We start from the raw sequence: 10,879 nt of genomic DNA, 5'->3' as shown, positions 1-10,879 counted from the left end.
CAGCCCCGGCATGTCCCCCGCCTTCCCTCCGCCCATGCCACCCGGGGCGGCCATGCCTCCCGGGGCCATGCCGCCGCCGGGGGGCATGGCGCCGCCGGGGGCCATGCCGCCGCCCGGGACGGTGCACCCGCCCGCCGCCGCCGGCGGGGGCAAGCGCGCCGCGCTCGGCGTCATCGCCGTCATCGCCGCGATCGCCGTGCTGCTGGGCGGCAAGGCTGTCTCCGGCGCCGTCCGCAAGGAGATGCGCGGCGGCTCGTCCGGCTCGTCCGGCGACACCGGTGTCGCCGTCCCGGACGACCCCGCCCCCAGCCCGTCCGCCTCCGCCTCGGCGACCCAGCGGGCGGCCGTCGTGACGTCCCTCCCCGACTACTGCAAGGGCCTCCGCGGCTCGCTCCCCGCGAAGGTTCGCGGCATCGAGGTCGACACCATCACCAGTTCGGAGGAGCGCCGCTCGTGCCAGTGGAAGCGGCTCAGCGCCGCCAACGGCCGCAACCTCGACATCGTCGTGAACACCAACGCGTCAGGGAACCCCGCGAACGCGCTCGAGGAGGCCCGGGAGGAGTTCGGCAGCGCCTGGGAAAACGCGGGCGACCCCGAGTTCCACAAGGGGCGGGAGAAGCTGACCGGCCTCGGCGACGAGGCGTTCGCCAGCCACCAGGTCAGCCCGATCGTCAAAGGCCCCAGCCAGGCCGCCGCCAAGACCTACTGGCTCGGCGGCGCGCAGCTGTTCGTCCGCAAGGGCAACGTCACCATCGACATCACCTGGACGGCCGCCGACGCCTACCGCACCAGCGGCAAGGTGGTGCGGGGCACGAACCTCCCCTACCCGACCGCCAAGAAGCAGGCCGTCGCCCTGGCCACCAAGATCCTCGCCACCCTCGGGTGAGGCGTCGTTCCAGCACTCGATCCCGCGACCGGCAGCGAAGCCGCGCACCTCTGGCCACCGCGCGCCTCGGCCTCGGACAATTCCACGAATTCGATTTCGCGGCCGAGCGCGTCCGCCAGGACGGCGAGTTTCCGCGGCATGTCGAGAACGTCGGGTCCCGTCATCGGGTACTCCCGCCCGCCGTGGCCGTCTTCGGTCAAGGTCCGGGCGGCCACGGCCCCGATGTCGGCCTCGCGGAGGTTCCCCTCCATCGATGGCGAGATCACGACGAGCACCTCAAGGCGGCTCCGGGAAACCCGTGTGCGGCGGCTCGGGGCGGTCGGGTAGCGTGCGGGCATGGCGAGCCCCGAGGCGGTTGAGGTGGGGGCTTTCGGTCACGCCGTCAGCCCCCTGCACCACTGAGTCCGTCCCGCCGCGCATGCGGCCGGACGAGTGCGCCCGTGGGCTGACCGCGGTGACGAGACGTCGTCTCGTACCTCTCCTCACCTCGGAGCCACTCGATGCCTCTTCCGCTCTACCTGCTCGCGTCGGCGGTCTTCGCCATGGGCACCTCGGAGTTCATGCTCGCCGGCCTGCTGCCGGACATCGCCGCCGACGTCGGCGTCTCCGTCGCCACCGCGGGCACCCTGACCTCGGCGTTCGCCGTCGGGATGGTCGCCGGCGCGCCGCTGATGGCCGCGCTCGCCCGCAACCGGCCCGGACGGACGAGCCTGCTCGCGTTCGTCCTCGTGTTCGCCGCGGCCCACGTCGCGGGCGCCGTCACCGCGAGCTTCACCGTCCTGCTCGCGACGCGGGTCGTAGCGGCGCTCGCGAACGCGGGCTTCCTGGCCGTCGCGATGACGACCGCCGCGGCGCTCGTCCCGTCCGACCGGAAGGGGCGCGCGGTCGCGGTGCTGCTGTCGGGGACGACGGCCGCGACGGTCGCCGGGGTGCCCGGGGGCGCGCTGCTCGGCGCGCTGCTGGGGTGGCGGGCCCCGTTCTGGGCGGTCGCCGCGCTCTGCCTCCCGGCGGCCGCCGGAATCCTGCGGGGGCTCCCGCGCCCCGCGCGCGAGAGCGCGGACGGTCCGCCCCTCAGGGCCGAGCTCGCGTGGCTGCGGCGGCCGCGGCTCGTCCTGGTCATGGGGCTCGGCGCGCTGGTGAACGCGGCGACGTTCGCGGGTTTCACGTTCCTCGGCCCGGTCGTGACGGGCACGGCGGGGCTCGGCGCGCTGTGGGTGCCGGTCGTGCTGGCGCTGTTCGGCGCGGGGTCGTTCGCCGGCGTGTCCGTCGCCGGACGGCTGTCGGACCGGCGCCCGGGCCTGGTGCCGGCGGTCGGCGGGCCGCTGCTGCTCGCGGGCTGGCCCGCGCTGGCCGTCCTCGCCGAGTACCCGGCGGCGCTGCTGGTCCTGGTGTTCGCGCAGGGCGCGCTGTCGTTCGCGGTGGGCGGCACGCTGATCGCGCGCGTCCTGTACGAGGCGGCGGGCGCGCCGACGATGGGCGGGGCCTACGCGACCGCGGCGCTCAACATCGGCGCCGTCGCCGGCCCCCTCGCGGCGGCGGGCGCACTCGGCGGCGGATCCGGAAACCTGGGACCGCTGTGGACGAGCGGGGCACTGGTCGCGGTCGCCCTGCTCATCGCCCTCCCCACGCGGCACGTGCTCGCCCCCGCCCCGGCCGACGCGGACCGGGAACGCGAGCCCGCGTAGGGGGAGCCGGGCATCCACCGTTCGGTGGATGCCCGGCTCCGCCGAACACCCCGCCGCCGCGGACCGCGCGGGCGATCCGGCGGCGGGGTTCCGGAGGCGACGCTTGTGCCATGGCGATCATCGAGGTGGAGGGCCTCGTCAAGCGCTACGGCGATCACACCGCGGTCAACGGGGTGAGCTTCGCCGTCGAGCAGGGCGAGATCTTCGGGATTCTGGGTCCGAACGGGGCCGGCAAGACGACGACGGTGGAGTGCATCGAGGGGCTGCGCCGCCCGGACGGCGGGCGCATCGGCGTGTGCGGCCTCGACCCGCGGCGGGACGGCGGCGAGCTGCGGCAGCTCCTCGGCGCGCAGCTCCAGGAGAGCGAGCTGCCCGACAAGCTGAAGGTCGGCGAGGCGATGGAGCTGTACGCCTCGTTCTACCGGGCGCCCGCCGACTGGCGGGCGCTGCTCGACACGCTCGACCTGACGGAGAAGCGGAACACGCAGTTCCGGCGGCTGTCGGGCGGGCAGAAGCAGCGGCTGTCGATCGCGCTCGCGCTGGTCGGGAGCCCGCGGGTGGCCGTCCTGGACGAGCTGACGACCGGCCTCGACCCGCAGGCCCGCCGCGACACGTGGGCGCTCATCGAGGACATCCGCGCCCGGGGCGTCACGATCCTGCTGGTCACGCACTTCATGGAGGAGGCGGAGCGGCTCTGCGACCGGCTGGCGGTGATCGACGCCGGACGGGTCGTGGCGGTGGACACCCCGGCGGGGCTCGTCTCCCGGGTCGACGACCGGCAGCGGCTCCGGTTCCGGCCGTCCGCGCCGCTGGACCACGCCGTGCTGGCCGCGCTGCCGGAGGTCGCGTCGGTCGAGCGGGCGGGCGGGCAGCTCGTCGTGACCGGCACGGGGGACCTGCTGCTCGCGGTGACGACCGTCCTCGCCCACCACCGCGTGACGGCGGCGGACCTGCGGGTGGAGCAGGTCTCGCTGGACGACGCGTTCGTGGCCCTCACCGGCCGCCCCATCGACGCCTGAGGAGGCGACCATGACCGCACTGGCCCGGCTGACCGCCACCGAGATGAAACTGTTCTTCCGCGAACCGGTGGGCGTGTTCTTCACGCTCGCGTTCCCCCCGCTGCTGCTCGTCGTCCTCGGCCTGGTCCCGGACTTCCGCGAACCGCAGGAGGAGCTCGGCGGGCTGCGGACCATCGACCTCTACGCGCCGATCCTCGTCGCGATGGGCATCGCCATGCTCGCGATGAACGGCCTGCCGCAGCAGTTCGCGGTGAACCGCGAGAAGGGCGTCCTGCGGCGCATGCGGACGACACCGGTCCGGCCCGCGGTGATGCTCGGCGCGCAGCTGCTGGTGTCGCTGCTCATGTCGCTGGTGACGATGCTGCTCGTGCTGGCGATCGCCCGGACGGCGTTCGACGTGCGGCTGCCGGAGCGGCAGCCGGCCTACCTGGCGGCGTACCTGCTGTGCGCGTCGGCGATGTTCGCGCTCGGGCTGCTCGTGGCGTCCCTGGTGCCGAACGGCAAGAGCGCCGGAGCGGCCGGGAGCGTCCTGTTCTTCCCGATCCTGTTCTTCGCCGGCCTGTGGCTGCCGCGCGACCAGATGAACGACGTCCTGCGGACGATCAGCGACTTCACGCCGCTGGGCGCCGGCGTGCAATCATTGCAGGACGCCGCCGCCGGCGACTGGCCGCAGCTCCTGCACGTGGCCGTCATGCTGGGGTGGACGGTCGCCGCCGGCGGGTTGGCCGCGCGGTACTTCCGCTGGGAGTAGGTCGTGAGCATCGAGGCCGAGCTGCGCGCGGAGTTCGACCGGGGGGAGCGCCGGGAGCTCGCGCTGTTCGGCGTCCTCCCGTACGCCCTGCTCGCGGCGAGCACCGCCATCACCCTGCTCCAGCAGGACGGGTACGCGCCGACGCTCGGCCTCACCGCCGCGACCGCGGTGTGGATCTTCGTGTGGCAGCGGATCCTCCCGAAGCGGGACAGCGGGCCGCTGAGCGGCCTGTACTACACCGGGGTGATGGCGCTGGCCGCCGCGCTGGTGGTGCTCGCGCCCTGGTACGCCATCTTCACCTTCGCCGGGTACGTCCAGGCGGCCGTGTACCTGAAGGGCGGCTGGCAGTACGCCGGCGTCGCGGCCACCGCGCTGATCTCGTCGCTGGCGTACGCGGGCGGCCTGGACAGCATGCGGGACGACGGCTGGTGGGAATGGTCGGTCATCGCGCTGGTCACCCTGCTGCTGTCCGCGGCGTTCTTCCACTTCGCCGAGATGAACGACCGGCGCAACTCTAACCAGAAGCGGGCGCTCGCCGAACTGCACGAGGCCAACGCCCGGCTGGAGGCCGCGCTGGCGGAGAACGCGGGCCTGCACGCGCAACTGCTCGTCCAGGCCCGGGAGGCGGGGATGCTGGACGAGCGGCAGCGGATGGCGCGGGAGATCCACGACACGCTCGCCCAGGGCCTCGCGGGCGTCCTCGCCCAGCTCCAGGCCGCCGAGGGCCTGCTGGACGACCCGGCCGCGCTGCGGCGGCACCTGGGGAGCGCGATGAACCTGACCCGGGACAGCCTCACCGAGGCCCGCCGGACCGTCCACGCGGTGGAACCGGCCGTCCTCGCCGAGGCCCGGCTCCCGGACGCGATCGGCGAGGTGGCGCGCCGGTGGGCGGAGGCGAACCGCGTCGACGCGGTGCTGACGACCACCGGCGACGCCCGCCCGATGCACGCGGACGTCGAGGTGGCGCTGCTGCGCACCGCGCAGGAGGCCCTCGCGAACGTGGCGAAGCACGCGAAGGCGGGCCGCGTCGGCCTGACCCTGTCGTACATGGAGGACCTGGTGACCCTCGACGTCCGGGACGACGGCGTCGGTTTCGACCCCGCCGCCGTCCGCCGCGCGCACCGGTCCGCCGACGGCGGGTTCGGGCTCGCCGGCATGCGGCAGCGGGTGCAGCGCCTCGCCGGGCGGCTCGACATCGAGTCCGAACCGGGCGGCGGGACCGCGGTCTCCGCGACCGTCCCGGCGCTCCCGGCGGGAGGCGCGGAGTGATCTCGCTGCTGATCGTCGACGACCACCCGGTGGTGCGGGACGGCCTGCGCGGCATGTTCGGCGCCGACGCGCGCTTCGAGGTCGTCGGGGAGGCCGCGGACGGCGCGGCGGCCATCGCGGCCGCCGAGCGGCTCCGCCCCGACGTCATCCTCATGGACCTGCGCATGCCGGGGACCGACGGCGTCACCGCCATCAAGGAGCTCGCGGAGCGCGGCGTGCCCTCCCGCGTGCTGGTGCTGACCACGTACGACACGGACGGCGACGTCCTCCTCGCCATCGAGGCCGGGGCGACCGGCTACCTGCTGAAGGACGCGCCGCGCGAGGAGCTGTTCCGCGCGGTGGAGGCGGCGGCGCGCGGCGCGTCGGTGCTCTCCCCGACCGTCGCGACCCGGCTCATGGGCCGGATGCGGCGCCCCGCGGCGCAGCCCCTCTCCCAGCGCGAGCTGGACGTCCTCGAGCTGATCGCGCGCGGCTCGACGAACCGGGAGGCGGCACGGCGGCTGTTCATCAGCGAGGCCACGGTCAAGACACACCTCCTGCACGCGTACGCGAAGCTCGGCGTCAACGACCGCGCCGCCGCCGTGGCCGCCGCGATCTCCCGCGGCTACATCACCCCGGACCCCGACGACTGACCCGGCGCCGGGGGCGGGCGCGCCGCCCCCGGGCCCGCCGGTCAGGCGTCGGTGATCGGGGCCTGCAGCTCGGTCACCCAGTCGTCCCGGTCGTCCGGGCATTCGAGGTTGACCTCGCGGGGGTGGCCGGTCGCCCGGTAGCCGTTGGCGTCGACCCACCGGGCCAGGGTCTGGACGGTCGGCAGCACGCCGTCCATCGACCCCCGGTGGAGGATCGTCGCGGCCCGTTCGACGGCAGGCAGGTCGAGCACCCGGAAGGCGCCGTCCCGCGGCGGCGCCGCGACCTCGACCGCCGCGTGGACGACGACGCCGCCGTCCGGGACGTCCTCGTAGTAGGCGACGCCGGGACCGGCGGGCGCGATGCCCGCCGCGTCCAGATGCCGGAACAGCTCCTCGTACAGCGGCCGGATGACCCGCCCGATCTCCTCGGGCTCGAGGCTCGCGGCGGCCGCGGTCAGCTCCGCCACCCGCACGGCCGGGACGCTCTTGACGACGACGTCGTTCGCGGACATGTGTCCCTCGCTCTCGATCGCTCGGAGCCTCGCCTCGACCCGCACCAGCCGCGCCCGCGCCGCGGCGACGGCCGTCTCCAGCTCGGCGCGGCGCAGCCGCAGCATGCCGCGCAGCTCGTCCGCGCCGACCTTGTCGTCCACGATGTTTGAGACCTGCTGGAGCGTGAACCCGAGGTCCTTCAGCGCGATGATCCGGTTCAGGCGGGCGAGCTGGGCGGCGCCGTAGTAGCGGTAGCCGCTGGCGGGGTCGACGTGGGCCGGGCGCAGCAGCCCGATGGCGTCGTAGTGACGCAGCATCCGGACCGATACACGCCCGTGCCTGGCGAATTCTCCGATGGTGAACATGGCATCTCCGAGTCGACCGCCTGACACGGTGTGAGGGTCAAGCCCCGATACGGGACGTGGCCGCGCCGTTGTCCGGGCGCCCGCCCCGGTTTAGTGTCGTGTGATGCGGCGCACGTACCGGAGCCGGCCCTTCCGGGTCGTCGGTGCGGTGATCGTCGAGGGGCTGGTGTTCCTGGTGGTCGGCGGCATCGGCGCCGACCCGCTGGCCGAGGACCCGGCGTTCGTGCTCGCCCTGCTCGCGCTGTCGGCGGGGCAGGTGCCGGTGTTCCGGGCCGCGCGGTGCAGGGTGGTGGTCACCGACGAAGGCATCCGGCACCACGCGTTCTTCCTGACGCGGCGGTACCCGTGGGCCGACGTCACGGGCGTCGAGATCGCCGCGGCCGGGCAGGCTCCGCTGCCCGCCGACTGCCCCGCCGTGCGGTTGAAGGGCCGCGCCCTGCCGGTGAACCTCTACGCCCTCACCTGCTACACCTGGCCCGACTCCGACGGCCCCGCCCGGAAGGTCGTGCGGGCGGTGGAGGAGATCGAACGCCTCCGCCGCGCCCGGCTGCCCGACCCGGACGACGCCGCCCGCTGACCGGCGTCCCCTCACCCGGCGGTCAGGGTGCGGGCGAGGAGGGCGAGGAGGCGGTCCCAGTGGCGGCGGAGCGCGGACGCGTCGAAGGCGTCGGTGTCGGACATGGTGAAGCCGTGGACGGTGCCCGGGTACAGCTCGATGTCGTGGGCGACGCCCGCGGCGTCCAGGGCCTCGCCGAGTTCGGCGGCGGCCTCGGGCGACAGGTCGCCCTCGGCGACGCCGAGGTGGACGTCGGCGGTGAGGTCGGCGAGCAGGCGGTGCGGGCTGTCGGAGGCGTCGGTCACCAGCATGCCGGGATGGAACCCGGCGACGGCCGCCACCCGGTCGGGGCGGGCGGCGGCGGTGCGCATCGCCAGGGCGGCGCCCATGCAGTAGCCGACCACGCCGACCGGCCCGTCCGCGACCTCGGGCCGGGACCCGAGGAAGCCGAGGTAGGCGTCGGCGTCGCGCAGGATCCGCTCGGTGGAGTGCTCCTTGATCAGCGGCCACACCCGGCCGATCACCTCGGACCGGACGTCCTCCCCGATGTGCTCGGGGAGGTCGACGACCGGTGCCGGGCCGTGCCGGTAGAAGAGGTTCGGGACGAGCACGCAGTACCCGTGCCCGGCCAGTTCGCGGGCCATCCCTTCCAGGACGGGCCGCAGGTTGAAGGCGTCCGGGTACAGCAGGACGCCCGGGTGCCGCCCGCCGTCGTCCGGGAAGGCGGCGAAGGCGTCGGCCCGGCCGTCCGGGGTGGGAACTTCCAAGGTCTCGGTGCGCATGCGCTCTCCTGTCGTGGCCGATGGGTCGAGCCTGCCATGCGCGCCGCCGGTCAGCCGGCGGGGGTCGCGGGCGCCTCGCCGAAGCGCAGGAAGCCCGCGACGCGCGGGGCGAACGTCAGCGGGGTCCGCGCGCCGAGGGACGCGCGCAGGCCCGCCGTGACGCCGGCGTCCGGCTCGCCGAACACCTCGAAGTGCTCGACGCGGCAGTGCTCCATGACGTCCTGGATGTACGGGTCCGCGAGCTTCCAGTGCAGGCGGACGGCGTCGGAGTCGCGGTAGAGCTGGAAGCTGTGCGCGAGCATCAGCTCCTCGTCCACGAACGTCTGCACCATGAGCTGCGGGCCATGCTCCTGCGCGAACCCGACGGCGCGGGCGATGGCGTCCCGGAACCCGGCCAGGTGGCCGTCGGTGATCCGCATGGTGTTGCGGAAGAGGAGGAGCGATGCGTCCTTGTCGTCCATGCCTGTCAGCCTTTCCCCAGTAGTTCGAACAGGCTCGAGAAGCCCTGCTCGCCGTGGCCGCCGGCGATGCGGCGGTCCATCAGGTCCTTGACCTCCCGCATCCGCACGGCTTCGACGCCCGCGGACTCGCGGTGGCCGATCAGGTCGTCCATGAGCGCGGCCTGGACGCGGAGCGGGCCCAGGTCCGGCGGGTACTCGCCGCTCGCGGCGGCCTCGGCGACGGCCGTGAGCAGCGGCGGGTAGGCGGCCACCGAGCCCGCCAGGCGCGCGCCGAACGCCGCGACGTCGCCGCCTTCCGCCTGCACCAGCCGCAGGACGTGCAGGAAGCCGATGAGCATCTCGTAGCCCATCGCGACCTGGCCGTTGAACTCCACGGCCGCCGCGCCCGCGTCCGGGCCGTGGTAGGCGACGCCGCCCAGCTCGCGCAGCGCGGCCTCGTGGGCGGCCCACGCGGCCCCGGAACCGCTGATCGGGACGAGGACGCTCTCCTTGCCGATGTCGGGCGGGTCGCCCATGAGCTTGCCGTCGAGGTACTCGGCGCCGTGCTCGTGCGCCCAGCGCTCGTTCGTCCGGGCCTGGGCGGGGGAACCGCTGGTGAGGTTCACCAGCACCTTGCCCTCGGCGGCGGCGCCGACGGACGCCAGCACCGCGTCGACCGCCGCGCCGTCGAGGAGGCAGAGCACGACGAGCGGGCTCGCGGCGACCGCCTCGGCGGCCGTCGGCGCGACGGCGGCCCCGGCGCCGGCGAGCGGCGCGCTCCTGCTCGCCGTCCGGTTCCAGACGGTCGTGCGGTAGCCGCGGTCGACGAACGTCCGGGCGATCGCCGATCCCATGGCGCCCAGGCCGAGCACGGTGACTCGTCCGGCGGCGTCTTCCGTCATGGTGATGCCTTTCAGTCGATCAGATGAAGAAGTTGTCGTGGCGGAGGAAGAACTCCGCGCGCTCGTCCTCGGAGAGTCCCGCCAGTTCGGTGACGTTCTCGAAGTACTCCTCGCGGGGCGCACCGGGCGCGAAGATCATCAGCATCGACGCCGGTTCGCCGGACTCGTTGCGGAACGCGTGCAGCCCGCCGACGGGCACGTACAGGTGGTCGCCGGACGTGCCGTCGACCCAGCGCTCGCCGTCGAACAGCCGCACGGTGCCGGACAGGATGAAGAACGCCTCCGACATCGACCTGTGGAAGTGCGTGCTGGGCCCGCCGGCTTCGGGCCCCATGTTCACCCGGTACAGGCCGTACTCGCCGCCGGTGGACGCCTTGGTCGACAGGTAGTGGTACTCGACACCGCCGCGCGACACGTGGTCGGGCGCCGCGTCCGCGGGCCGGAAGACGGCGCTGACCTCGCCGTTCTCGCCGAAGTACCGAGGGTCGGGGTAGGACATGACACTCCCTGGACGAGGACTCGTTTAACGAGCGCTAAGATAATCAGCACTCGCATGAGTGTCAATTAGGCGAGCGCTCATCTATCTGAAGCGGGAGGATTCATGGACGCGGTGGAGGCCGTGCTGGAGCAGTGGCGCCGCGAGGTGCCCGACCTCGACGTCTCACCGATCGGCGTCGTCGGCCGCCTCCTGCGGCTGTCCCGGCTCTGGGACAAGGCGATCAAGGACTTCCTCGGCGAGCACGGATTGGAGCCGGGCGAGTTCGACGTCCTGTCGACGCTGCGGCGCTCCGGCGAGCCCTACGAGCTGACCGCGGGGGCGTTCCTCCGCGCGTCGCTCGTCACCACCGGGGCGATCACGCTGCGGGTCGACCGCATGGCCGCCAAGGGCCTGGTCACCCGCGAACCCGACCCCGCCGACCGCCGCTCCGTCCGGATCCGGCTCACCCCGCACGGCCTGGAGGTGATCGACCGGGTCCTCCCCCTCCACCTGGCCAACCACGCCCGCCTCCTGGACGCCCTCGCCCCCGCCGACCGCGACCGCCTCGCGACCGTCCTCGCCGCCCTCCTGGAGGCCCAGGGCGACACCCCCGCCCGCTGAC

General features: G+C 74.1%; 13 protein-coding genes. 8 read left to right on the top strand and 5 right to left on the bottom strand.

Annotated features, from left to right (window positions below; translation table 11 throughout):
* Positions 1 to 85 precede the first annotated feature (85 nt).
* From DMH08_RS21055 to DMH08_RS21030, 6 genes are all read left to right on the top strand, one after another.
* Positions 86 to 886 carry a hypothetical protein gene (locus DMH08_RS21055; protein WP_199747920.1) on the top strand — a complete coding sequence of 267 codons (801 nt, stop codon included), beginning with the start codon at positions 86 to 88 and terminating at the stop codon, positions 884 to 886.
* A gap of 500 nt (positions 887 to 1,386) precedes the next feature.
* A complete protein-coding gene (locus DMH08_RS21050; RefSeq protein WP_125617198.1) occupies positions 1,387 to 2,571 on the top strand; it encodes a Cmx/CmrA family chloramphenicol efflux MFS transporter in 1,185 nt (394 codons plus the stop codon).
* Between the two features lie 110 nt (positions 2,572 to 2,681).
* A complete protein-coding gene (locus DMH08_RS21045) occupies positions 2,682 to 3,590 on the top strand; it encodes an ABC transporter ATP-binding protein (RefSeq protein WP_125617196.1) in 909 nt (302 codons plus the stop codon).
* Between the two features lie 10 nt (positions 3,591 to 3,600).
* Positions 3,601 to 4,341, top strand: coding sequence for an ABC transporter permease (locus DMH08_RS21040; RefSeq protein ID WP_125617194.1), 741 nt, complete (start codon positions 3,601 to 3,603; stop codon positions 4,339 to 4,341).
* A gap of 3 nt (positions 4,342 to 4,344) precedes the next feature.
* Complete coding sequence (locus DMH08_RS21035; RefSeq protein ID WP_125617192.1) at positions 4,345 to 5,610, top strand: sensor histidine kinase; 1,266 nt, start codon at positions 4,345 to 4,347, stop codon at positions 5,608 to 5,610.
* Complete coding sequence (locus tag DMH08_RS21030) at positions 5,607 to 6,242, top strand: response regulator (RefSeq protein ID WP_125617190.1); 636 nt, start codon at positions 5,607 to 5,609, stop codon at positions 6,240 to 6,242. The genes DMH08_RS21035 and DMH08_RS21030 overlap by 4 nt, the downstream gene beginning before the upstream one ends.
* A 41-nt stretch (positions 6,243 to 6,283) precedes the next feature.
* Here the strand turns inward: DMH08_RS21030 and DMH08_RS21025 are convergent, their stop codons facing one another.
* Entirely contained in the window at positions 6,284 to 7,099 is an 816-nt protein-coding gene (locus DMH08_RS21025; RefSeq protein ID WP_125617188.1) for a MerR family transcriptional regulator, read from the bottom strand.
* A 103-nt stretch (positions 7,100 to 7,202) separates the two neighbouring features.
* On the opposite strand from DMH08_RS21025, the gene DMH08_RS21020 reads away from it, so the two are divergent.
* Positions 7,203 to 7,676 carry a PH domain-containing protein gene (locus DMH08_RS21020; RefSeq protein WP_125617186.1) on the top strand — a complete coding sequence of 158 codons (474 nt, stop codon included), beginning with the start codon at positions 7,203 to 7,205 and terminating at the stop codon, positions 7,674 to 7,676.
* 11 nt (positions 7,677 to 7,687) lie between these two features.
* Here DMH08_RS21020 and DMH08_RS21015 read toward each other — a convergent pair whose 3' ends face one another.
* The 4 genes from DMH08_RS21015 to DMH08_RS21000 are packed head-to-tail and all read right to left on the bottom strand — an operon-like array spanning position 7,688 to position 10,278.
* Positions 7,688 to 8,437: a dienelactone hydrolase family protein gene (locus DMH08_RS21015; protein WP_125617184.1), complete on the bottom strand. Its 750-nt coding sequence runs from the start codon at positions 8,435 to 8,437 to the stop codon at positions 7,688 to 7,690.
* Between the two features lie 50 nt (positions 8,438 to 8,487).
* The gene (locus DMH08_RS21010) at positions 8,488 to 8,898 is read right to left on the bottom strand and encodes a hypothetical protein (protein ID WP_125617182.1); all 411 of its coding nucleotides are present in this window, start codon (positions 8,896 to 8,898) and stop codon (positions 8,488 to 8,490) included.
* Positions 8,899 to 8,903: 5 nt separating this feature from the next.
* Positions 8,904 to 9,779, bottom strand: coding sequence for an NAD(P)-dependent oxidoreductase (locus DMH08_RS21005; RefSeq protein WP_125617180.1), 876 nt, complete (start codon positions 9,777 to 9,779; stop codon positions 8,904 to 8,906).
* Positions 9,780 to 9,798: 19 nt separating this feature from the next.
* Complete coding sequence (locus DMH08_RS21000) at positions 9,799 to 10,278, bottom strand: cupin domain-containing protein (protein WP_125617178.1); 480 nt, start codon at positions 10,276 to 10,278, stop codon at positions 9,799 to 9,801.
* Positions 10,279 to 10,380: 102 nt separating this feature from the next.
* On the opposite strand from DMH08_RS21000, the gene DMH08_RS20995 reads away from it, so the two are divergent.
* Positions 10,381 to 10,878 (top strand): MarR family winged helix-turn-helix transcriptional regulator, encoded by a 498-nt coding sequence (locus tag DMH08_RS20995; protein ID WP_125617177.1) that lies wholly within the window; start codon positions 10,381 to 10,383, stop codon positions 10,876 to 10,878.
* Position 10,879: the final 1 nt, after the last annotated feature.

Source organism: Actinomadura sp. WAC 06369 (assembly GCF_003947565.1).
Lineage (GTDB): Bacteria > Actinomycetota > Actinomycetes > Streptosporangiales > Streptosporangiaceae > Spirillospora > Spirillospora rifamycini.
Note: the sequence above shows the minus strand (reverse complement) of the source record. Positions and strands in the feature narration are given on the sequence as shown.